The following is a 22,456-nucleotide window of genomic DNA, read 5'->3' on the forward strand; positions in this document are numbered from 1 at the left end:
AGGCAGGCCTGTGTATAAGCTCCGCATCCGCTTGTAGTGACCTAGCGCGGCACCACTGGCTTGCGGGCTGGTTTGCCGCCTTTGCCCTTCCCGCCCTTGGCCGCTTCCATACGTTCCTTGGCAGCCTGCTTGTTGCGAGCCATGGCGGCGGCCTTGGCTTCCTCGCGCTTGTCCCATGGCTTGCTGCCGTCACTGCCGCGTGGCGGCAGGCCGGTGTGCTGGGTCTGGATCAGCGTGGTCTTGGCCGCCTTGGCAACCTTGTGACTGCCGGCAGGTGTCGAGTTCTTGCGACGCGCACTCTGGTAGCTGTCGGTTGCAGGCTGATGCAGCGGAATCAGTTGATCCTTGCCCGAGCCGATCAGGTCGGAGCGGCCCATGCGTTCCAGTGCTTCACGCAGCATCGGCCAGCCTTTCGGATCGTGGTAGCGCAGGAACGCCTTGTGCAGACGACGCTGCGCCTCGCTCTTGACGATGGTGACCGCGTCGCTCTTGTACGTGACCTTGCGCAGCGGGTTCTTGCCCGAGTGGTACATGGCCGTGGCGGTGGCCATGGGCGACGGGTAGAACGCCTGCACCTGATCAGCACGGAAGCCATTGCCCTTGAGCCACAGCGCCAGGTTCATCATGTCTTCATCGGTGGTGCCCGGGTGGGCCGCGATGAAGTAAGGAATCAGGTACTGCTCCTTGCCCGCTTCCTTGGTGTACTTCTCGAACATGCGCTTGAACTTGTCATAGCTGCCAATGCCCGGCTTCATCATCTGATTGAGCGGACCTTCCTCGGTGTGTTCCGGGGCGATCTTCAGGTAACCGCCGACGTGGTGCGTCACCAGCTCCTTGACGTACTCCGGCGACTCGACAGCCAGGTCGTAACGCAGACCCGAAGCAATCAGGATCTTCTTCACGCCCGGCAAGGCACGCGCACTGCGATACAGCTGAATCAGCGAGGAGTGATCGGTGTTCAGATTCGGACAGATGCCAGGGAACACGCAGGACGGCTTGCGGCAAGCGGATTCGATTTCCGGGCTCTTGCAGGCGATGCGGTACATGTTCGCGGTCGGCCCGCCGAGGTCGGAGATGACGCCGGTGAAGCCAGGCACCTTGTCGCGGATCTCTTCGATTTCGCGAATGATCGACTCTTCGGAACGGTTCTGAATGATGCGGCCTTCGTGCTCGGTAATGGAGCAGAAGGTGCAGCCGCCGAAGCAGCCACGCATGATGTTCACCGAGAAGCGGATCATGTCGTAGGCCGGAATTTTTTCCTTACCGTACGCAGGATGCGGAACACGTGCGTAGGGCATACCGAACACGTAGTCCATTTCTTCGGTGGTCATCGGAATGGGCGGCGGGTTGAACCAGACGTCCACTTCGCCATGCTTCTGCACCAGCGCACGGGCGTTGCCCGGGTTGGTTTCCAGGTGCAGCACGCGGTTGGCGTGGGCATACAGAACGGCGTCGTTACGCACTTTCTCCACCGACGGCAGACGAATGACTGTCTTGTCACGGGTCATGCGCGGGCTGGCGAGAATCTGCACAACCTTGGGTTCGTTCGGGTCTTCAACCGGGCCTTTTTCCTGCTCGATGGCGCAGGCTTCAGTGTCCTGGGTGTTGACGTACGGGTTGATGATCTTGTCGATCTTGCCCGGACGGTCGATGCGCGTGGAGTCGACTTCGTACCAGCCTTGCGGCGTGTCACGACGAATGAACGCGGTGCCGCGCACATCCGTGATGTCTTCAACCTTCTGGCCATAGGACAGGCGCTGGGCGACTTCGACAATCGCACGCTCGGCGTTGCCGTACAGCAGAATGTCGGCGCAGGCGTCGATCAGGATCGAGTTGCGAACCTTGTCCTGCCAGTAGTCATAGTGCGCGATACGACGCAGCGAGGCTTCGATACCGCCGAGCACGATAGGCACGTGCTTGTAGGCTTCTTTGCAGCGCTGGCTGTAGACCAGGCTCGCGCGGTCCGGACGCTTGCCCGCCATGCCGCCTGGCGTGTAGGCATCATCGGAGCGAATTTTCTTGTCCGCAGTGTAGCGGTTGATCATCGAGTCCATGTTGCCGGCAGCGACACCGAAGAACAGGTTCGGCTCGCCGAGCTTCATGAAGTCGTCTTTAGACTGCCAGTTGGGCTGGGCAATGATGCCCACGCGAAAGCCCTGGGACTCGAGCAGACGCCCGATGATCGCCATGCCGAACGACGGGTGATCGACGTACGCATCACCGGTCACGATGATGATGTCGCAGGAATCCCAGCCAAGCAGATCCATCTCTTCCCGACTCATGGGCAGGAAGGGTGCTGGTCCGAAACATTCGGCCCAGTACTTGGGATAGTCAAATAACGGCTTGGCTGCTTGCATGTTCAGGACCTACGTTTGCACGTTGGAAAAATCGCGGGCGCGGAATATAGCACATTTTTTGATCAAGTCCGACTGCGGCGGTCGGAATTGAATGGAGCGATGCAACTCCATGATGTTCGCGAATCGGGACGTGGAGCGCCTTCGACGGCATAACCACGCAGAACGCTTGGCGTTTCTCACAAATCTTGCGGCAGCCAACGGACTGTGGGAGGCGGCTTGCCGGCGATGCGCTCCTTGAGGCGACACATCAGCGACCGAACTGACGCCATCGCCGGCAAGCCGCCTCCCGCAGGTTCACATCCAGTCAGACACTCTCGGCCTGGCTATTTTTGCGCGTCTGAGCGCAGAACGCAGGACTGGTCGAGCAATCAATCGTCGTCGAAATTGTAACTGCCCGGCGCGAGGTTCTCGAAGCGGGTGTATTTACCGATGAACGCCAGACGCGTGGTACCGATGGGGCCGTTACGCTGTTTACCGATGATGATTTCGGCAATGCCCTTGTGCTCGGTCTCCGGGTGATACACCTCGTCCCGATACACGAACATGATGACGTCGGCGTCCTGCTCGATCGCTCCGGATTCCCGGAGGTCGGAGTTGATCGGGCGCTTGTTCGGGCGTTGTTCCAGAGATCGGTTGAGCTGCGACAGGGCGATGACCGGGCAGTTGAATTCCTTGGCCAGCGCTTTCAACGAGCGGGAAATCTCGGAAATCTCGTTGGTGCGGTTATCACCGCTCGATCCCGGAATCTGCATCAACTGCAGGTAGTCGATCATGATCATGGCCACGTCGCCATGCTCGCGCACTACACGACGGGTACGGGCGCGCATTTCCGAAGGGCTGATACCCGCCGTGTCATCGATGAACAGCTTACGGTCATTGAGCAGGTTGACGGCCGACGTCAGGCGCGGCCAGTCGTCGTCATCCAGTTGACCGGCACGCACCTTGGTCTGGTCGATACGACCCAGCGACGACAGCATACGCATGATCAGCGATTCGCCTGGCATCTCGAGGGAGTAGACCAGCACGACCTTGTCGCTGCGCAACACGGCGTTCTCGACAAGGTTCATCGCGAAGGTGGTCTTACCCATCGACGGACGACCGGCAACGATGATCAGGTCGGACGGTTGCAAGCCGCTGGTCTTTTCATCCAGATCGGTATAACCGGTGGACAGGCCGGTGATCGCGTTATCACTGTTGAACAGTGTATCGATACGGTCGATGGCCTTTGTCAGCAGGTCGTTAACACTGACCGGACCGCCAGTCTTGGGCCGCGCTTCGGCAATCTGGAAGATCTGCCGTTCGGCCTCGTCAAGAATCTCTTCGGCGGTGCGGCCTTCGGGGTTGAACGCACTGTCGGCAATTTCGGTGCTGATGCCGATCAATTGCCGCAAGGTTGCCCGCGCACGAACGATTTGCGCATAGGCCTTGATGTTGGCAACCGACGGCGTGTTCTTCGCCAGCTCACTGAGGTAGCCAAGGCCGCCGACCTGTGAGGTCTGCCCTTCCTTGTCCAACTGTTCGGCCAGCGTAACCACGTCGATCGGGCTGTTCTGGTCGGCCAGACGAGCGATAGCCCTGAAGATCAGGCGGTGGTCATGTCGATAGAAATCGCCATCCGAGACTTGATCGAGCACCCGCTCCCAGGCGTTGTTGTCCAGCATCAGACCACCGAGTACAGCCTGTTCGGCCTCGATGGAATGCGGCGGCACCTTGAGGGCAGCGGTTTGCAGATCGTATTGCTCAGGGCTGGAGATTTCGTTCATGGCCACTTGAATTCGAGGTTTACAGAATAGGGATGCCACAAAGACAAAGGGCACGACCTGTGAACAGGATCGTGCCCGATGTTAATCCTCTGACGGCGATGCCGCCAGACGATTACGTACTGCTTAAGCAGCCACTACGACAACGCGTACGGTCGCTTCTACGTCGCTGTGCAGGTGCACGGCTACGTCGAATTCGCCAACGTTGCGGATAGTGCCGTTCGGCAGACGAACTTCGCTTTTTGCAACTTCAACGCCAGAGGCGGTCAGTGCATCAGCGATGTCGTGGGTGCCGATCGAACCGAACAGCTTGCCTTCGTCACCAGCGGTGGCAGTGATAGTCACTTCCAGCTCAGCCAGTTGGGCAGCGCGAGTTTCGGCAGATGCTTTCTTGTCCGCGGCCAGTTTTTCCAGCTCGGCACGACGCTCTTCAAACGCAGCCAGGTTGGCAGCGGTTGCAGCGGTGGCTTTGCCGTAAGGCAGCAGGTAGTTACGACCGTAACCGGCCTTAACGTTTACTTTGTCGCCCAGGTTGCCCAGGTTGGCGACTTTTTCCAGAAGGATCAGTTGCATGTGGAAATCCTCTTAACTTTTAACCTTCACCGTTCGCAGGACCATTGCCGGAATCTTTCGATACCCGGCGACCGCGAAAATCAATCAGGCTGTCGACAATGGCAATTACCACGAGCAACGGATAGATCAGCTGCATGAACACCAGCAGCGTGATGTACATCCCTACCAGCCAGAACCTGGACAAGCGCTTTTCAGCGACCAGTCCGTGTATCAATGCCAGCCCTGCAAATACCAGAGGTACGCTGCAGAGCGGTGTAAGCATTGCCATCTGCGGACCGAAATTCGGCCCGACAAGCATGCACACCAACAGCACCAACGACGGTACCAGCGGGAGTCTCACGGCGCGAAATTCACGCCCGAAACCACCAGGGTTGTACAACAACGCTTGCCAGTAGCGCCCAAGAATCAGGCTCAGCACACTGACGATTTGCAGCAAGGCCGCTATCAGGCCGATCAGGACGGGGGCAATCAATGCTCCCAGACGCGCGCGTTCTTCTACGTTCATTTGCTCGTAGAGCCCAGAGAGCATCGCCGGCAGGTGTTTCTGCAACTCCTGCGACATCGCTTCAATGGGTTCGCCAAAAACCGCACCCAGAACCACTGCATACACCACACCCAACGCTACGCTGACCAGCAGCACGCGGACCCAGGACTCGCTGGCACGCAACACCATTGCCAAGCTCAGCGAACCAGCCAGCACCATGGCTACACGTGGTTCGCCGAAATACCACCAGACCAAGGCCGGCAGCAGAGCCCAGGACAGGACACCAACGGCATCACTGAACCCGCGCCGCAGAAGCACAAGGCATCCTGCGGCAGCACTCAACCAGAAAAACAGCGGCAATGCCGCACATCCAGCCACTACGAGAGTGGCCTGCATACGGCCGCGCATGATGAATTCAGCCAGGGCACGCATGCTTTCTATCCCTTGTTACGTTTTGTCGACTACCTGGTCTCAGCGGCCGTGGCTGTCGGTGTAGGCCAGCAGGGCCAGGAAGCGGGCGCGCTTGATAGCGGTGGCCAGCTGACGCTGATAACGTGCTTTGGTACCAGTGATACGGCTTGGAACGATTTTGCCGGTCTCGGATACGTAGGCTTTCAGAGTGTTGAGATCTTTGTAATCGATCTCTTTGACGTCTTCAGCGGTGAAGCGGCAGAATTTACGACGACGGAAGAAACGTGCCATGTAATTGGCTCCTCAAAAGGTCCGTGGATTACTCGTCAGCGTTATCGCTAACGTCGCTGTTGTCGCCGTCATCGCCATCGGCGCTGTCGGAGTGCTCAGGACGGTCACGACGCTCACGGCGCTCACTGCGGTTTTCTTCAGCCTTGAGCATCTCGGACTGGCCAGTTACGGCTTCGTCGCGACGGATGACCAGGTTACGGATCACAGCATCGTTGTAACGGAAGTTGTCTTCCAGCTCGGCCAGAGCCTTGCCAGAGCACTCAACGTTCAGCATCACGTAGTGAGCCTTGTGAACATTGTTGATTGCGTAAGCCAGTTGACGACGGCCCCAATCTTCCAGACGGTGGATTTTGCCGCCGTCTTCTTCGATCAGCTTGGTGTAACGCTCTACCATGCCGCCGACTTGCTCGCTTTGATCCGGGTGGACCAAAAAGATAATTTCGTAATGACGCATGAATGCTCCTTACGGGTTGTAGCCTGCCGCCGAAAGCGGTCAGACAAGGAGTGAATGACACTGTTGGTCTTGCTCAGGAACAGGCACATGCGCGCCTGCCATGACAGCAAGGGGCGCAATTGTAGAGAAGGGTCGTGTGGGGCGCAAGGCAATTGGTGATTATTTGAACAGATCACCAGTGCCTAGGCGGAGCAGATGATCGTGTCCACGCTCAGGCGTGGACACGATCAATCAAAAGCTGATTATCAGCCCTTCTTGCCGGTCGCCTTGGCGCTGCGCTGACGCAGCGCTTCGAACAGACAAACGCCTGTCGCCACGGATACGTTCAGGCTGCTGACGCTACCGGCCATGGGCAGGCGCACCAGATAATCGCAGTGCTCGCGGGTCAGGCGACGCATGCCCTTGCCTTCGGCACCCATGATGATGATCGTCGGGCCAGTCAGGTCCTGCTGATACAACTCCTGCTCAGCCTCCCCCGCCGTACCGACAACCCACAGGCCGCGCTGCTGCAGCTTTTCCAGCGTACGCGCCAGGTTGGTCACAGCCACCAGCGGGATCACCTCCGCCGCGCCACAGGCTACTTTTCGTACAGCCGGTGTCAGCGTTGCCGACTTGTCCTTGGGAACGATAACCGCCAACGCACCTGCGGCATCGGCGGTACGCAGGCAGGCACCCAGGTTGTGCGGATCGGTCACACCATCCAGCACCAGCAACAAAGGCGGGCCTTCGGTACGATCCAGCAGCTCATCGAGCATTGCTTCGCCCCAGACCTGGCTCGGACTGACATCGGCCACAACGCCCTGATGCACACCCTCAACCCAGGCGTCCATTTCGCGGCGCTCGGCCTGGCCGATGGTGACGCGATTCTGACCCGCCAGCTCGACGAGCACCTGAACGCGCGGATCGCTGCGACCCTCAGCGAGCCAGATGTGCTTGACCCGCTTCGGGTGATGACGAAGCAACGCTTCTACGGCATGCACGCCGTAGATTTTTTCCAGCTGACTCATGACTTGGCCTTGGGTTTACGAACGCTACCGCCCTTGGACGATGACGCGGAGCCCGTTTTCGACGAGCCCCCTTTACGATGTTTACTGGTCTTGCCTGAAGAAGGTGCAGAGCCCGAATCAGGCCTTTCAGACTTTCCCGACGACGCCTTGCTACCACCCTTCGCTTCAGCCAGAAGGGCTTTTTTCATTTCACGGCTCTTGCGCACTTCTGCGTTCTTCGCCGCAGCGTCGCTCGGGCGATAGGCCTCGACCGGTGCTTCCTTGGTAGCCGCTGTACGACGCCCGGATTTGGCCGGAGCCTTTTCCTTTTCGGCGGCAGCAGCAGGCGCTGCAGTTTCCTGGCCACGGCTCTTGCGGCCCGGCGAAGAAGTGGTCGCGGCAGACTTCTCGGAAATCTCGAAGTCGATCTTGCGCTCATCCAGATCGACGCGCATGACCTTCACTTCTACCGTGTCGCCCAGGCGGAAATTACGCCCGGTGCGTTCGCCGGCAAGACGATGGTGCAGCGGATCGAAGTGGTAGTAGTCACCTGGCAAGGCAGTGACGTGCACCAGACCTTCGACATAGATATCGGTCAGCTCGACGAACAGACCAAAGCCGGTGACGGCCGTAATCACACCCGGGAACGACTCGCCGACGCGGTCTTTCATGTATTCGCACTTGAGCCAGTTCACCACGTCGCGGGTGGCTTCGTCGGCACGGCGCTCGCTCATCGAGCACTGTTCGCCCATTTGCTCCAGCAACGCTTCGTCGTACGGATAGATGCGCGCTTTCGGAATAGTTGCAGCACCGGCACGACGCACGTGCGGCGTGTCCTGCTTGGAACGGATCACACTGCGAATCGCACGGTGAGTCAGCAGATCCGGGTAACGACGGATCGGCGAGGTGAAGTGCGTATAGGCTTCGTAGTTCAGACCAAAGTGGCCGTTGTTGTCCGAGCTGTACACAGCCTGGCTCAACGAACGCAGCATCACGGTCTGGATCAGATGGTAGTCCGGACGGTCACGAACGGTTTCAAGCAGCGCCTGATAATCCTTCGGGGTCGGACCATCCTTGCCCTTGTGCAATGACAGACCCAGCTCACCCAGGAAAGCACGGAGCTTTTCCAGACGCTCTGGCGGCGGGCCATCGTGCACGCGATACAGCGCAGGGATTTCGTGCTTCTTCAGGAATTCAGCGGTGGCCACGTTGGCCGCCAGCATGCACTCCTCGATCAGCTTGTGAGCATCGTTGCGCGTGGTCGGACGAATCTCGGCAATCTTGCGCTCGGAACCGAAGATGATCCGGGTTTCCTGCGTTTCGAAGTCAATGGCACCACGCACATGGCGCGCGCCCAGCAGCACTTTGTACAACGCATAAAGCTGCTTGAGATGCGGAACGACATCGCCGTATTCGCCACGCAGACTCTTGGCCTCAGCCGTTTTCGGCTGCTCCAGAATCGTGCTGACCTTGTTGTAGGTCAGGCGCGCATGGGAATGGATAACAGCCTCGTAGAACACGTAATCCGTCATCTCGCCGGTCTTGGAGATGGTCATCTCGCAGACCATGGCCAGACGATCGACGTGCGGGTTCAGCGAGCACAGGCCGTTGGACAACTGCTCAGGCAGCATCGGCACGACACGCTCGGGGAAGTACACCGAGTTGCCGCGCACCTGGGATTCGGCATCCAGGGCAGAGCCAATCTTCACGTAGCTTGATACGTCGGCAATCGCCACGTAGAGCTTCCAGCCACCGGAGAACAGACGCAGCTTGCCCGGCTTGGCTTCGCAATAGACGGCATCGTCGAAATCGCGTGCATCTTCACCGTCGATGGTCACGAACGGCAGGTGACGCAGATCGACGCGGTGTTCCTTGTCCTTGTCCTCGACTTCCGGCTTGAGTTTCGCCGCTTCCTTGAGCACGGCTTCAGGCCATACATGAGGAATGTCGTAGGTGCGCAGCGCGACGTCGATTTCCATGCCCGGCGCCATATAGTTGCCGACCACTTCAACCACATCGCCTTGCGGCTGGAAGCGCGGCGTTGGCCAATGGGTGATTTTCACCTCGACGAACTGCCCGATCTTCGCGCCGTTGTTGCGACCCGGTGTCACCAGCACTTCCTGCTGGATTTTCGGATTGTCCGGAATGACGAAACCAATGCCGCTCTCTTCGAAGTAGCGACCCACGATGGATTCGTGACCACGGGAAATGACCTCGACAATCACGCCTTCACGGCGCCCGCGACGGTCCAGACCGGAAACGCGAGCCAAGGCACGGTCGCCGTCGAACACCAGACGCATCTGCGCCGGGCTCATGAACAGGTCATCGGAACCGTCATCAGGGACCAGAAAGCCGAAGCCGTCGCGATGGCCGGAGATGCGGCCGAGGATCAAGTCGAGCTTGTCCACTGGCGCATAAGTGCCACGACGTGTGTAGATCAATTGAGCGTCGCGCTCCATCGCACGAAGGCGACGGCGCAGAGCCTCGAACTGGTCTTCAGTGGTCAGGCCGAACTCTTCGACCAGTTGCTCGCGACTGGCCGGCGAACCACGCTCGGCAAGGTGCTGAAGGATCAGCTCACGGCTGGGAATAGGGTTTTCGTATTTTTCCGCTTCACGAGCGGCCTCGGGATCGAGGGACTGCCAATCGGCCATTAGATAGTTTTCACCTTGTATATATAGGGGTTAGTTTGGCATAGACCTTATGAAACGGGAAATTTCACGCTCAATCAGCTCACTGAAAACGCTTGAAACTGCCCTGAAAGACCCGATTCACGCCGCTGGCGAAATTTTTGGAGTTTTTTTCATCGATGGGCTTTACAGCCCAAAAGACGCTCCGTATAGTGCGCGCCATCGACAGGCCAAGGCCTCAAGATACTGCCCAGATGGTGAAATTGGTAGACACGCCAGCTTCAGGTGCTGGTGACCGCAAGGTCGTGGAAGTTCGAGTCTTCTTCTGGGCACCAATTCAAGGCAACAGCCTACAACAGGTTGATGTCACACAAGAACCCGCGAAAGCGGGTTTTTGCATTCTGGGGTTTTGATTATTAAATCAAAACAGGGGTTTACAGAATAAAACGATCGCCGTATAGTGCGCCCCATCAGCAACGGCGACGTCGCTGATACTGCCCAGATGGTGAAATTGGTAGACACGCCAGCTTCAGGTGCTGGTGACCGCAAGGTCGTGGAAGTTCGAGTCTTCTTCTGGGCACCAATTCAAAAAAACCGAGCCAATGGCTCGGTTTTTTGCTTTCCGGACAATGACTTCTTCACGCCCGCCGTTGGCGACTCCAATCGGTCGCTGGATTAGAGCGCTCGATTACTCCTCGCCCTACTCATCCTCATACTGAGCTTGAAATACGATTACCGAGCCGTACGCCGTCATGAGATCGGCACTGGATCTGTCAACAATGCGCGCTACATCCTCCAACGGCAGATAAAGCGTCCGGTAGGTTTGATCCTGATCCGTATCACTTGCCCAGAGAATGGGTGGAGAAACATCACTGAAATCCATCGGCCTGCCTGGATCAGTGCATACACGCCGCAAATCACTCAGCGCCGGAATCGTCAACCCATCCTCTTTTGCCCAGGCCTCGCACTCTTCGTAAGTATCCCGGTCCAGCATATAAAGCTCAGGAAAACCTTCGACGTAAATACTCACGTCCACCTTCGCACCCGTCGCATCATGTATCGATACGACGGCATCACCATTGTTCACTGCCTTGACGACGCCCAGCTCACTTACATGAACAACGCTCGGATCGTCTGACTTAAAGCGATAAGGCTTTGTACCCCCTATTGGCTTGAGCTGAGCCGCCTCGCCCACAGGCGTACTGCCCTGAGGCGGGTAAGCAGCAGTCAACGTCATGTTCAGGGGCAGGATGCTCAATTGGGCAGGAGCAACGGGCGTCGGCTGCCTGACAGTCAAGGTCAGCACGGGGAATTTGTCAGCGTATTTTTCACTGAAGTCGCCATCGTACGTCACGCTTGCGTAAACATTGATCTTGCTGCCGTCCTTGACGCTGCCGAATCTGTGATACGGAATTTTTGCTTTCAATCCCTGGGAAACTTCTTGCGCAGTGACTCTTCTGGCGATCCACAAATAAACCTTCCAGGGCGCATCGTTTTTATCCACACCCTCAAGCGAAAACCATATTCTTTGTTTTGCCTGGATGAACGGCCATGCTTTCAACGAGAAGGTGATATGGGTGGATATCTCGGACAAGTCCAACAATCCCCCGGAAGCCTGATCAGCCACAGGAGTACTCAAGTGGTCGTAGCCGAGCATTTCCACTTCGATAACTGATGGCTCGGACTCCATTGGCTTGGCAACACCGTTGCGCGATACCTGGTAATAAACCCAGACATCCGCACCCATACTCCAGCCGATAGCTGAAGACGGGATGGTAAATATCAGCGGCTTACTCACATCACTGACAACTTGCTCCGGCAATTCCGGCGTCCCCGCCCCCTCCATTCCTACCCAGAAAAGTCTGACCCGATCTCCGATGGCTATTGTGGGGTAAGGCCGGACAACCACTGTCTCACCATCAAGAACATCCATAGGATCAAGAACGTCGTATTCAGCGTGGCTGATCTCTGGCGCGGGAAGAGCCCCCGAAGCCGCAATGACACCCACACTGAACATCACTTCCCGAGACCGGATTTTCTGCTCGGCAGTTCCTGTCCACTTGCGAGTGATCACATAGTAAACGCTGACCTTTTTATTGAGCGCTGCCTTTGCAACCTCGGCAGGAGCCATAAATGAAAGATCAGTGTCAACGTTGCTGGCGTCGACCAGAACAGTCCCTATCGGCGAAGGCGTTTCGCTACCTGTCTGCCAGAAGGCCGTCACGCTGTCTCCCTCCTGAGTATCGGAAAAAGGAACAGTCACGCCAACTCCCGCATCGACCAGCGAAGGATCAACGGCACCTGCACTGAGACCACTGACTTTGGGGGCCACAGAGATTGCAGAGCCCGCAGTACGCTGCTCCTGCTCGCTTCCGACAAAAAACCGGTAATCGCCGGACCTGTAGGTCGCCTTGCTACCCCCCTCCGAACCTCGCTCGATCGTATAGAAAAGAGTGACGATTTTGCCGCGATTGAACTGTATGACCTCATCCACATAAACATCGAATGACAAGTCACCGTCCACATTGAGCTGCGTCACTGTCGCCTTATCCCTGAACGGCCTCTTTCGCGAGGAGTCATTCCAGTAAAGCGTGATTCTGTCTCCCACTCTCGTACCCGCAGACGGGATGTGCACATCGATTGACTGAGCAATAAGGCCCGGATCCAGGCGACCGTCTTTGACTTCATTGATAAAGGGCGGCAATCCGGCCAGGCTCGGCCCGATACTGATCACTTTTACCGGAGAACTCTGCCAGACGCCCTTTCTTGCGACCTGGTAAGAGAGAACGATGACTCCTCCGATCAAAGGCTTGATCTGCTCCTCCAGAAAGGTGATGGTCAGCGGACGCCGTGCAAGATTGGACTCACTGATCGGACGATCCCTGTCCGTGAAGACAATTTCGTTCTGATCGACATCCCGCCCTGTCATGGACAATCTGACGATGTCGTCAAGCTCCATTGGGTAGTCGATCGCAACCGTGATGTATTTCAACTCACCCCGCGAGCTGAGGTTGTCCGGGTCTACCGTATCGCTGATCGCCTCCAGAACCACTGGACCAGGCAATGCGACACTGCTTTGCTCAGGCGTGGTCGCAGCGTCCTCGTCGGACACGGGCAAGCCGCGGATCAAAAACTCCAATGGGCTGGAGACACGCAGCTTGCCGCCCGGACTTTGCGCACTGCACGTGAGAGCCAGTTTTTTTCCTGCGTAAGCCTTCACCTCATCGGCAGAAATATAAAACGTGCGGTAGTCCCCGGAATAAGTCCCCCGTGGATCGTGGATATACCTGAACCTTGCGGTGAATGAGTCACTCCAGATAACGCCTGAACCTCCTCCCGCTGAAAGCTCAAGCGTAACCTTATCTCCGGAAACAAAAGGAAGATGATCGTAAGCAGATGATGTACCCGCAGTGACGCTGACGCGCAACGGACCACCCGCCATGTTGTAAATCGCCCCCGACACTCCGGCAGGGGTAGCCTTGGCATCCAGATCCACTTCAACCCCGACGCTCTTGAGCACGACATCAGGCAATTCACCTATGAACGGCGGAAACGGCTTACTTAGAAGCGCAGGTTTTTTGCTGGTTTTTTTCTTGGTGACCATTGAAAGTTCTCCATAGTTTCAGCGCTTGGCGCTGGATCCCCGCCCCTTCAGCGACGATCTCCATAGAGCATTAACCTTTCAAGGCCCCTTGTTGGCTACTCACAGAACTCATAGTTGCCCCAAAATGAAAAGGTGCTACAACACCTGCCGCGCAGGCTGGAGCTAAGCCCTGAACTGCCCAAGACTCGCCTTCAGACGCACCGAAAGCTTGTCCAGCGTTCGGCCGCTTGCCGTCGTCTCCACCACCGCCTGGGCGGCTTTCTCGGCCTGTGCATGAATCACTTCAACACGTCCTTTCACCGCATGGGCGCCCTGCGCCTGATGTTCCGCTGCTCGCGTGGCCAGACCAATTGCTGCATGCACCTGCTCGACCGAGGCCTGCACGGTTTGCTGCAGCCTTGCGCTGTCACGCAGCACGGCCAGCCCCTCCTTCGCCTGACGCCCGGCCAGACCGATGGTTGCGACCGCCTCTTTGGCACCGGCCTGCAACTTGGTGATGTGCTCCTGAATATCACCGGTTGAACTCTGGGTCTTGCTGGCCAGGGCGCGGACTTCGTCAGCCACCACGGCAAAGCCGCGGCCGGTCTCGCCTGCGCGCGCTGCCTCGATGGCTGCGTTGAGGGCCAACAGGTTGGTCTGCTCGGCGATGCCATGAATCACTTCAAGCACCACCTCGATCTGCTCGCTCTGCCGCGCCAGACGCTCGATCACCTGAGCACCGGTTTCCACCTGACCGGCCAGCGCTTCTATGAGCCCGCCAACCTGATTGGACGTACGCGTGTTTTCATCGGTTGCCTGCTTGATGTCGATGACCTGACGCAGCGCTTCCTGCATGGCCTGGCTTTCCGCTTGAGCCTCATCAGCCATTTGTTCAAGCGCTTGCAGGCTGGCAGCCACCTCGTCTCGCTGCAACGCGGCTGCGGCATCGGCGCCCGCGTTTCGCTGGCTCATGGCACCGATTTCGACACCGGTCAGTTGCGCCACCTCGCCTGCTTCTCGAACGATGGGCTGAAGCTTGTCGATGAAACGATTGACCGCAGCCGACATGTCGCCGATCTCGTCGTTGCTGTCGAGCTTCACCCGGCGCGTCAGGTCGCCCTCACCTGCTGCCAGGTCATTGAGCGCCGCGATCAGCAGATGCAGCTTACTGACCACACGACGGCCCAGCACCACCGCCAGCAAAAGCAGAACGCCGAGACCGATGACGGCAAGTCCGACGGCGATATTCCAGCGCAAGGTTTGAGCCGCGCCCTGAACGGCAGAACGGGTATTGCTGGCCATCGCGGTTGCTGCTGTTTGCGCGGACTCCAGACGAGTGCGCAGCGCCGCAGAACTGTCTTTTGAAGCACCCGCCAGGCTTTCTGATACCAACTGCTCGCCGCTGGTGATCAACGTGGCGAAACGCTTGTCCAGCGCAGCCAGGTTTTCCTCGACCGTCGCCGTCGAGACGCCCATGCGCACCTTGCCGATCTCGACACCGTTAGGACTGATGGAGGCTTCGACGTAATACACCGACGGATCGTTTTTCGCAGCGTTGAGAATCTTGTCCATCGCCCGCTCGCCCTCCCCCTTGGCGAGAAGCGCCTTGACCAGGGGATTGTCGCGGTTCATGTAGCGCGTCAGGTGCTCGCCAGCCGCATCGTCATACACCACGAACAGCACATTGGGATTGCGCTGCGCACGACGGGCAAATTCGGAAAGTGTCGGTGTGTCGTTATCCCACATGGCACGCGGCGCAACCGCAGCCAGCAGTTCTGCCATATCAGTGGCGGATTCCTTGAGGTCTTTTTCCAGCGTAGCGCGCAGTTGCGCCTGCTCTTCTTTCAGACGCGTGGACAGGCCGGTACTGAGACGCTGACGGGTACTGGTAGAAAGCGCATCCAGACTGGATGTCACTTCACTACTCGCCCGCTCCAGCTCGGAAGAGACATGTTGCGAATCTACCCCCAGACGATTGGCCAGATCCGCTTCAAGCGCGGTGACCGTGCTCCGGGTGAGCGCAACCGCGACCACCACCTGCACCAAAAGGGCGATGCCCAGTGCAATGAACACCGGGCGCAGCAAACGACTTTGCAACAGAGATAACACAGCCGACACAGGAGAATCCCTCCAACCTGAGCGCCATTAAAATAGTGGCACTTTTCTGTCGTTTGTATAGCAAGGGCCGTGCCGCGATGCAATTCACATTTCGCCCGTCCCGAGAGGATCGGACGCGGAGCGTCCTGAGCGGCATTCCCACGCAGAGCGTGAGGAACGATCAGTGGTGCCGTGCCCATGCTCTGAATGAGCTACAAAAAAGGGCCGCACATGGCGGCCCTTCTTTTTGCAGCTGACGACGTGTTACGCGAAAGGGTGACGCAGAACGATGGTTTCGTTGCGATCAGGACCGGTCGAGATGATGTCGATAGGTGCGCCTACCAGCTCTTCGACACGCTTGATGTAAGCGCGCGCATTGGCTGGCAACTGCTCCAGCGTCTGAGCGCCCAGCGTGGATTCGCTCCAGCCTGGCATCTGCTCGTAGACCGGCTCCAGACCCAGGTAGCTGTCGGCATCGGTCGGCGCGTCGATCACCGCGCCGTTTTCGTTCTTGTAACCCACACAGATGTTGATGGTTTCAAGACCGTCGAGCACGTCCAGCTTGGTCAGGCACAGGCCCGAGATGCTGTTGATTTCGATAGCACGACGCAAAATGACGGCGTCGAACCAGCCGCAACGACGGGCACGACCGGTGGTAGCACCGAACTCATGGCCACGCTTGGCCAGGAAAGCGCCAACGTCATCGAACAGCTCGGTAGGGAACGGACCCGAGCCGACGCGCGTGGTGTAAGCCTTGGTGATACCCAGAATGTAATCCAGATACATCGGACCGAAACCCGAACCGGTGGCGATGCCGCCAGCCGTGGTGTTGGAGCTGGTGACGTACGGATAGGTGCCGTGGTCGATGTCCAGCAACGAACCCTGAGCGCCTTCGAACATGATGTCCTTGCCGTCGCGACGCATCTCATGCAGCGTGGCGGTGACGTCGAGCATCAGGGGTTCGAGCATGTCGGCGTATTCCATGCACTCGTCGAGTGTCTTCTGGAAATCGATCGCAGGCTCTTTGTAGTAATTGACCAGCACGAAGTTGTGGTAATCCAGCAACTCGCCCAGCTTGGACGCGAAACGCTCACGGTGGAAGAGGTCGCCGATGCGCAGACCGCGACGTGCAACCTTGTCTTCGTAAGCCGGGCCGATGCCGCGACCGGTCGTACCGATCTTGAACTCGCCACGGGCCTTCTCACGCGCCTGATCCAGCGCAACGTGATACGACAGGATCAGCGGGCAGGAAGGGCTGATGCGCAGACGCTCGCGCACCGGAATGCCTTTCTCTTCCAGCTTGATGATTTCACGCAGCAGTGCGTCGGGAGCAACCACCACACCGTTACCGATCAGGCACTGCACGCCTTCGCGCAGTACACCGGACGGAATCAGGTGCAATACGGTTTTCTCACCGTCGATCACCAGGGTGTGACCCGCATTGTGGCCACCCTGATAGCGAACTACGGCGGTAGCATGTTCGGTCAGCAGATCAACGATCTTGCCTTTGCCCTCATCACCCCACTGGGTGCCCAGGACTACGACATTCTTACCCATAACACTCGTCCTCATTCACGCAAACTTGGTGCCGGCGGCGGCCGGCAGGAATACTCAAGAAGCCAGCGGCATTACCTGCCAGTGCTCGCCATGCTGAATCAATTGCCGGTCACAGTCGGCTTCACGTGCCGCGCTTACCTGCTGCCCAGGCAACGCCTGAACCACACGTTGACCTTCGCTGCGCAACTGGCAAACCTGCTGCCAGAGTGCTGCATCCGTGCTGTCCGGCATCCAGATGCCACCGGACGGTAATACGATTTCTGCCTGCCCCAGCGTGACCAGGGTTTTCAGGTCAGTGGAAAAGCCGGTGGCCGGACGCGCACGGCCGAAGTCGGCGCCGATGTCGTCGTAGCGACCGCCCTGGGCAATCGACTGCCCGACGCCCGGCACGAAGACCGCGAACACGACGCCGGTATGGTAGTGATAGCCACGCAGCTCACCGAGATCGAAATACAACGGCAACTGCGGGAAGCGCGCTGCGAGGCGGTCGGCGATGCTCACCAGATCGTCCAGCGCAGCGAGCACGGGTTCCGGCGCACCGGCCAGACGATCACGGGCCGCAGCCAGGACTTCATGACCACCACAAAGGTCGACCAGCGCACGCAGCATCGACGCCAGCTCCTGCGGCAGATTGGCCGTCAGGGCGATCACTTCATCGATGGCCTTGCGCTGCAGCGCATCGAACAGCTGTTGCTCGACTTCGCCCGACAGACCGGCAGCACGCGCCAGCCCACGGTAGATACCGACATGCCCAAGATCCATATGCACATCCGGCACATCGGCCAGTTGCAGCATGGCGAGCATGAGGCTGATCACTTCAACGTCACTGCTCGGGCTTGCATCGCCGTACAGCTCGGCACCGAGCTGGATCGGGCTGCGCGAAGACGACAGCGCGCGCGGCTGGGCATGCAGAACACTGCCTGCGTAGCACAGACGGCTCGGGCCTTCACGCTTGAGGGTGTGTGCATCGATGCGCGCAACCTGCGGCGTGATGTCGGCACGGAAGCCCATCTGCCGACCCGATTGCGGATCGATGACCTTGAAGGTGCGCAGATCCAGATCCGAGCCTGCGCCAGTCAGCAGAGACTCCAGATACTCGATATGCGGGGTGACGACGAACTCATAGCCCCAGCTCTGAAACAGATCCAACACCTGGCGGCGCGCTACTTCAATGCGCGCCGCTTCCGGTGGCAGTACTTCTTCGATGCCATCTGGTAGCAGCCAGCGGTCAACCGTTGCCATTACGCCTTTCCCCTGTGATCCGGGCGGCCAGCCATGAGGCCAGCCTTGAGTGAAGCAGAAAGTGGTGCGCTGTATGACGGGCACGACAAACGCCCGAGACAGGCCTTGCAGACCACTTTCCTCGAAAAATCTTGCCGATCGCCACGCGGGCTTCAGCCAATCAATCGTGCAGACGCAAAAAAGCCGGGAATTTCCCGGCTGCCGCATGATACACACGTTTTACCGAACGATCACCCCACCGGACGGTTTTGCCGCCCGGCGGGGTAATTTATTACAGCCAGATATTACGGCTTGGCTTTTTCCAGATAGCGGAAGAACTCGCTGTTCGGGTCAAGCACCAGCATGTCACTCTTGTTCGCGAAGCTTTCACGGTAGGCGCGCAGGCTGCGATAGAACGCATAGAACTCCTGATCCTGACCGTAGGCCTTGGAGTAGATCGCCGCTGCCTGGGCATCACCATCACCGCGCGCTTCTTCAGACTCGCGATAGGCTTCGGCCAGCAGCACACGACGCTGACGATCGGCGTCGGCACGGATGCCCTCAGCCAGCTCGTTACCCTTGGCACGGTGCTCACGGGCTTCACGCTCACGCTCGGTGCTCATGCGCTCGAAAACACTGCGGTTCACTTCCTTGGGCAGGTCGATGGCCTTGACGCGAACGTCGACCACTTCGATACCCAGCTCTTTCTCGGCCATGCGGTTCAGGGAACCGGTGATGTCCGCCATCAGTGCGTCACGCTCACCCGACACGACTTCGTGCAGGGTGCGCTTACCGAACTGGTCACGAAGACCCGATTCCAGACGGCGCGACAGACGCTCGTCGGCAATCTGCTTCAGACCGGAAGTTGCCGTGTAGAAACGCTCGGCATCCTTCACGCGCCATTTGGCGTAAGCGTCGACCATCACGGCTTTCTTCTCCAGCGTCAGAAAACGCTGGGTCGGAGCATCGAGGGTCAGCAGACGGCCGTCGAACTTGCGCACCTGGTTCACGTAAGGAACCTTCACGTGAAGGCCCGGCTGGACATCAGCCTGCACCACGCGACCGAATTGCAGCAGAACTGCGCGTTCGGTCTGGGACACGATGTAGAAGCTGTTCCAGGCAATGACTGCCAGTACTACACCAACAATTAGGGTGATCAGCGATTTATTGCTCATCAGCGACTCTCCCTGGTACGTACATCGCGCTGCTGAGTATCGGCCGCTCGCACGCCGGCATCAGTTCCAGTCGCGGATGAACCACCGGTACTCGAGGTGTTACCGGTACCGCTGCGACTGTTTTCCATCATCTTGTCGAGTGGCAGATACAGCAGATTGTTCTGCCCTTTATCACCGGTCACGAGGACCTTGCTGGTATTGCTGAAGACTTCCTGCATGGTGTCCAGGTACAGACGCTGACGGGTCACTTCAGGTGCCTTGCGGTATTCGGCGACCAGCTTGGTAAAGCGGTCAGCCTCACCCTTGGCACGGGAAACCACTTCGTCGCGATAACCGTTGGCGTCTTCAAGAATACGCTGGGCCTGACCACGGGCTTCCGGGATCACACCGTTGGCGTAGCTTTCCGCCTGGTTGCGTGCACGCTGCTCGTCTTCACGAGCACGAATCACGTCATCGAACGCTTCCTGCACTTCACGCGGCGCAGCAGCACTCTGCACGTTGACCTGAGTCACGGTGATACCGGTGCGGTAGGTGTCGAGGAAACGCTGCAGGCGCTCCTTGATCTCGCTCGCCATCAGTTCACGGCCTTCGGTCAGCACCTGATCCATCGCCGTGGAACCCACAACATGGCGCAACGCACTTTCAGTGGCGTGCTGCAGGCTGATTTCAGGCTGATCGACGTTCAGGACGAAATCCTGAAGATTGCTGATCTTGTATTGCACGGTCAGCGGCACTTCGACGATGTTCTCGTCTTCGGTGAGCATCTGGCCCTGCTTGCTGTAGGCACGCTCGCGAGTCACGTTTTCCATGTACTTGCGATCGAACGGCGGGAAATAGATGTTCAGACCCGGACCCACGGTTTCGTGGTACTGGCCGAAACGCAGTACAACCGCCTGTTCCTGTTCGTCGACGACATAGATCGCGCTGTAAAGCCAGAAAGCGACAAGCACGACCAGGCCGATGCCGAGCAGACCGAAGCCGCCGCCCTTGCCCGAACTGCCGCCACTGCCGCCATCACCACTGCGTTTCTTACCGCCGCCGAACAGCCCATTCAGGCTTTCCTGCAGCTTACGGAAGGCCTCGTCGAGATCAGGTGGCCCCTTGCGGTCGCCGCCACGGCGTTTACCACCCCAGGGATCTTGATTATTCGAGTTGCCACCCGGCTCATTCCAAGCCATAGCGCTCTCCATCTGATAAAGCAAAGACGCACCATCGGCGCGCCGCCCCATGCTACAGAATGCCCGCGAAAGCCGTACAACGGCTTTCCCGTGCTTTTATTGCAAAGTGTGTTGCTCGATGAACTCCAGCGGCTGCAATCCTTCGCGAGTCACCAGACGATTGAGTTCAACGCGCGGTATACGCACTGCCAGAAGACTTGAGCCTTCCTCGTCGTGCGTCTCGCTCTGCACGGCACCCAGCTCGAAGAACTGGGCGCGCAGCCGGGCAAGACGCTGAGGCAGACACAGGGTGCCGACGAACAGGTCGTCACCCAGCAGTTCGGCTACGGCCTGCTTGAGCAGGTCCAGCCCACGACCATCCCGGGCAGACACCCAGACACGTTGCGGCTTGCCATCGGCATCACGCTGTATCTGAGGCTCTACGCCTTCAAGCAGATCGAGTTTGTTATAGACCTCAAGTATCGGCAAGCCCTCGGCACCGATCTCGCCGAGCACGGCAATGACCTGCTCGATCTGCGACATGCGGTCCGGCTCGTGGGAGTCGATCACATGCAGCAGTAAATCGGAGTTGCTCGATTCTTCAAGCGTGGCGCGGAAGGCTTCGACCAGTTTGTGCGGCAGGTGGCGAATGAAGCCCACTGTATCGGCCAGCACGATGGGGCCCAGGTCGTCGAGTTGCAGACGACGCAACGTCGGGTCCAGCGTGGCGAACAGCTGATCGGCTGCGAACACGTCGGAATCGGTCACGGCGTTGAACAGTGTGGATTTGCCGGCGTTGGTGTAGCCCACCAGCGAAACCGAAGGGATGTCGGCGCGACGACGGCCGCGACGGGCCTGATCACGCTGACTGCGAACCTTCTCGAGACGGCCCTTGATCTGGCGCAGACGAACCCGAAGCAGACGACGGTCCGTTTCGAGCTGGGTTTCACCCGGCCCACGCAGGCCGATACCACCCTTCTGACGCTCAAGGTGAGTCCAGCCTCGCACCAGACGGGTACTCATGTGCTCAAGCTGGGCCAGTTCGACCTGCAGCTTGCCTTCATGGGTCCGTGCGCGCTGGGCGAAGATATCCAGAATCAGACCGGTGCGATCAAGCACGCGACACTCGAAAACACGTTCGAGGTTACGTTCCTGACTGGGCGTGAGGGTGTGATTGAAAATCACGATGTCGGCCTGCTCGGCCTTGACCTGGTCGCGAAGCTCCTCGACCTTGCCAGAGCCAATCAGGTATTTGGCGGATGGCCGATGACGCGGCACGTTGATAAACGCGACGGTATCGGCGCCAGCCGACATGGCCAACTCCTGAAACTCCTGCGGATCTTCGCGCGCCTCAGGGTCCTGACCATCCAGGTGAACGAGAATCGCACGTTCACCACCGCTGTGGCGCTCAAAGAACAAGGCAGACTCCTATCAGGCGTTACCTGGCTCGGCATCGGCGCCGTCAGCGTCGGTGGCGCTGGGCAGACGAATCGGACGAACCGGTACGACGGTGGAAATAGCGTGTTTGTAAACCATCTGGCTGACAGTGTTTTTCAGCAAAATGACGAACTGGTCGAAAGACTCGATCGTGCCCTGCAGCTTGATACCGTTGACCAGGTAGATCGATACCCCGACCTTCTCTTTACGCAAGGTATTCAAGTAAGGGTCTTGTAGCGAATGCCCTTTTGACATGTGCCGCACTCCTTTAAGGATCAATAAA

16 protein-coding genes, 2 tRNA genes and 1 pseudogene are annotated in these 22,456 nt (G+C 58.4%); 2 read left to right on the plus strand and 17 right to left on the minus strand.

Translation table 11 applies throughout. The annotated features are described in order from the left end of the window. Nucleotides 1-41: 41 nt before the first annotated feature. The 8 genes from CFBP1590_RS23765 to rnr all read right to left on the minus strand — a co-directional run bounded on the left by CFBP1590_RS23765 (nucleotide 42) and on the right by rnr (nucleotide 9,970). Entirely contained in the window at nucleotides 42-2,357 is a 2,316-nt protein-coding gene (locus CFBP1590_RS23765) for a YgiQ family radical SAM protein (RefSeq protein ID WP_088236045.1), read from the minus strand. Nucleotides 2,358-2,725: 368 nt separating this feature from the next. Then, nucleotides 2,726-4,120: a replicative DNA helicase gene (gene dnaB, locus CFBP1590_RS23770; protein WP_004883590.1), complete on the minus strand. Its 1,395-nt coding sequence runs from the start codon at nucleotides 4,118-4,120 to the stop codon at nucleotides 2,726-2,728. Nucleotides 4,121-4,243: 123 nt separating this feature from the next. Beyond that, nucleotides 4,244-4,690, minus strand: coding sequence for a 50S ribosomal protein L9 (rplI, locus tag CFBP1590_RS23775; protein ID WP_004883587.1), 447 nt, complete (start codon nucleotides 4,688-4,690; stop codon nucleotides 4,244-4,246). A gap of 19 nt (nucleotides 4,691-4,709) precedes the next feature. Further along, complete coding sequence (locus CFBP1590_RS23780; RefSeq protein WP_025996904.1) at nucleotides 4,710-5,606, minus strand: YybS family protein; 897 nt, start codon at nucleotides 5,604-5,606, stop codon at nucleotides 4,710-4,712. Nucleotides 5,607-5,645: 39 nt separating this feature from the next. After that, nucleotides 5,646-5,876 carry a 30S ribosomal protein S18 gene (gene rpsR / locus CFBP1590_RS23785; RefSeq protein ID WP_002551829.1) on the minus strand — a complete coding sequence of 77 codons (231 nt, stop codon included), beginning with the start codon at nucleotides 5,874-5,876 and terminating at the stop codon, nucleotides 5,646-5,648. 28 nt (nucleotides 5,877-5,904) lie between these two features. Continuing rightward, complete coding sequence (rpsF, locus tag CFBP1590_RS23790) at nucleotides 5,905-6,330, minus strand: 30S ribosomal protein S6 (RefSeq protein WP_004883583.1); 426 nt, start codon at nucleotides 6,328-6,330, stop codon at nucleotides 5,905-5,907. Nucleotides 6,331-6,575: 245 nt separating this feature from the next. After that, nucleotides 6,576-7,337, minus strand: a complete 762-nt coding sequence (gene rlmB / locus CFBP1590_RS23795; protein WP_004883581.1) for a 23S rRNA (guanosine(2251)-2'-O)-methyltransferase RlmB — start codon at nucleotides 7,335-7,337, stop codon at nucleotides 6,576-6,578. Next, nucleotides 7,334-9,970: a ribonuclease R gene (gene rnr / locus CFBP1590_RS23800; RefSeq protein ID WP_088236046.1), complete on the minus strand. Its 2,637-nt coding sequence runs from the start codon at nucleotides 9,968-9,970 to the stop codon at nucleotides 7,334-7,336. The genes rlmB and rnr overlap by 4 nt, the downstream gene beginning before the upstream one ends. 224 nt (nucleotides 9,971-10,194) lie before the next feature. On the opposite strand from rnr, the gene CFBP1590_RS23805 reads away from it, so the two are divergent. Together CFBP1590_RS23805 and CFBP1590_RS23810 are read left to right on the plus strand one after the other, a co-directional pair. Next, nucleotides 10,195-10,281 (plus strand) — tRNA-Leu (locus tag CFBP1590_RS23805). A gap of 161 nt (nucleotides 10,282-10,442) precedes the next feature. Continuing rightward, a tRNA-Leu gene (locus tag CFBP1590_RS23810) sits at nucleotides 10,443-10,529 on the plus strand. Between the two features lie 117 nt (nucleotides 10,530-10,646). On the opposite strand, the gene CFBP1590_RS23815 is transcribed toward CFBP1590_RS23810, so the two are convergent. From CFBP1590_RS23815 to hfq, 9 genes and pseudogenes are all read right to left on the minus strand, one after another. Next, entirely contained in the window at nucleotides 10,647-13,550 is a 2,904-nt protein-coding gene (locus CFBP1590_RS23815; protein WP_088236047.1) for a hypothetical protein, read from the minus strand. A 162-nt stretch (nucleotides 13,551-13,712) separates the two neighbouring features. After that, complete coding sequence (locus tag CFBP1590_RS28600) at nucleotides 13,713-14,597, minus strand: methyl-accepting chemotaxis protein (protein WP_371306699.1); 885 nt, start codon at nucleotides 14,595-14,597, stop codon at nucleotides 13,713-13,715. Between the two features lie 21 nt (nucleotides 14,598-14,618). Continuing rightward, nucleotides 14,619-15,311 (minus strand): annotated as a pseudogene (locus tag CFBP1590_RS28605) (methyl-accepting chemotaxis protein); the annotation flags it as partial. 579 nt (nucleotides 15,312-15,890) lie between these two features. Then, on the minus strand, nucleotides 15,891-17,183 hold the full coding sequence (locus CFBP1590_RS23825; protein WP_025996901.1) for an adenylosuccinate synthase: 1,293 nt from the start codon (nucleotides 17,181-17,183) through the stop codon (nucleotides 15,891-15,893). Nucleotides 17,184-17,237: 54 nt separating this feature from the next. Beyond that, complete coding sequence (locus CFBP1590_RS23830; protein ID WP_025996900.1) at nucleotides 17,238-18,425, minus strand: ATP phosphoribosyltransferase regulatory subunit; 1,188 nt, start codon at nucleotides 18,423-18,425, stop codon at nucleotides 17,238-17,240. Nucleotides 18,426-18,709: 284 nt separating this feature from the next. Continuing rightward, the gene (gene hflC / locus CFBP1590_RS23835; protein WP_004883571.1) at nucleotides 18,710-19,579 is read right to left on the minus strand and encodes a protease modulator HflC; all 870 of its coding nucleotides are present in this window, start codon (nucleotides 19,577-19,579) and stop codon (nucleotides 18,710-18,712) included. Further along, nucleotides 19,579-20,757, minus strand: coding sequence for an FtsH protease activity modulator HflK (gene hflK / locus CFBP1590_RS23840; protein WP_025996899.1), 1,179 nt, complete (start codon nucleotides 20,755-20,757; stop codon nucleotides 19,579-19,581). Before hflK ends, hflC begins: the two co-directional genes overlap by 1 nt. Before the next feature lie 96 nt (nucleotides 20,758-20,853). Beyond that, nucleotides 20,854-22,155, minus strand: coding sequence for a ribosome rescue GTPase HflX (gene hflX / locus CFBP1590_RS23845; protein WP_004883568.1), 1,302 nt, complete (start codon nucleotides 22,153-22,155; stop codon nucleotides 20,854-20,856). Nucleotides 22,156-22,167: 12 nt separating this feature from the next. Then, entirely contained in the window at nucleotides 22,168-22,428 is a 261-nt protein-coding gene (gene hfq, locus CFBP1590_RS23850) for an RNA chaperone Hfq (protein ID WP_002551819.1), read from the minus strand. Nucleotides 22,429-22,456: the final 28 nt, after the last annotated feature.

Source organism: Pseudomonas viridiflava (assembly GCF_900184295.1).
Lineage (GTDB): Bacteria > Pseudomonadota > Gammaproteobacteria > Pseudomonadales > Pseudomonadaceae > Aquipseudomonas > Aquipseudomonas viridiflava.

Bases quoted from the DNA above. Each gene is read 5' to 3' on its own strand.
- CFBP1590_RS23825 (WP_025996901.1), bottom strand. From the start codon at position 17,183: ATGGGTAAGAATGTCGTAGTCCTGGGCACCCAGTGGGGTGATGAGGGC.
- dnaB (WP_004883590.1), bottom strand. From the start codon at position 4,120: ATGAACGAAATCTCCAGCCCTGAGCAATACGATCTGCAAACCGCTGCC.
- CFBP1590_RS23815 (WP_088236047.1), bottom strand. From the start codon at position 13,550: ATGGTCACCAAGAAAAAAACCAGCAAAAAACCTGCGCTTCTAAGTAAG.
- rplI (WP_004883587.1), bottom strand. From the start codon at position 4,690: ATGCAACTGATCCTTCTGGAAAAAGTCGCCAACCTGGGCAACCTGGGC.
- rlmB (WP_004883581.1), bottom strand. From the start codon at position 7,337: ATGAGTCAGCTGGAAAAAATCTACGGCGTGCATGCCGTAGAAGCGTTG.
- rpsR (WP_002551829.1), bottom strand. From the start codon at position 5,876: ATGGCACGTTTCTTCCGTCGTCGTAAATTCTGCCGCTTCACCGCTGAA.
- hfq (WP_002551819.1), bottom strand. From the start codon at position 22,428: ATGTCAAAAGGGCATTCGCTACAAGACCCTTACTTGAATACCTTGCGT.
- rnr (WP_088236046.1), bottom strand. From the start codon at position 9,970: ATGGCCGATTGGCAGTCCCTCGATCCCGAGGCCGCTCGTGAAGCGGAA.
- CFBP1590_RS23765 (WP_088236045.1), bottom strand. From the start codon at position 2,357: ATGCAAGCAGCCAAGCCGTTATTTGACTATCCCAAGTACTGGGCCGAA.
- CFBP1590_RS23830 (WP_025996900.1), bottom strand. From the start codon at position 18,425: ATGGCAACGGTTGACCGCTGGCTGCTACCAGATGGCATCGAAGAAGTA.
- CFBP1590_RS23780 (WP_025996904.1), bottom strand. From the start codon at position 5,606: ATGCGTGCCCTGGCTGAATTCATCATGCGCGGCCGTATGCAGGCCACT.
- CFBP1590_RS28600 (WP_371306699.1), bottom strand. From the start codon at position 14,597: ATGTCGGCTGCGGTCAATCGTTTCATCGACAAGCTTCAGCCCATCGTT.
- rpsF (WP_004883583.1), bottom strand. From the start codon at position 6,330: ATGCGTCATTACGAAATTATCTTTTTGGTCCACCCGGATCAAAGCGAG.
- hflK (WP_025996899.1), bottom strand. From the start codon at position 20,757: ATGGCTTGGAATGAGCCGGGTGGCAACTCGAATAATCAAGATCCCTGG.
- hflC (WP_004883571.1), bottom strand. From the start codon at position 19,579: ATGAGCAATAAATCGCTGATCACCCTAATTGTTGGTGTAGTACTGGCA.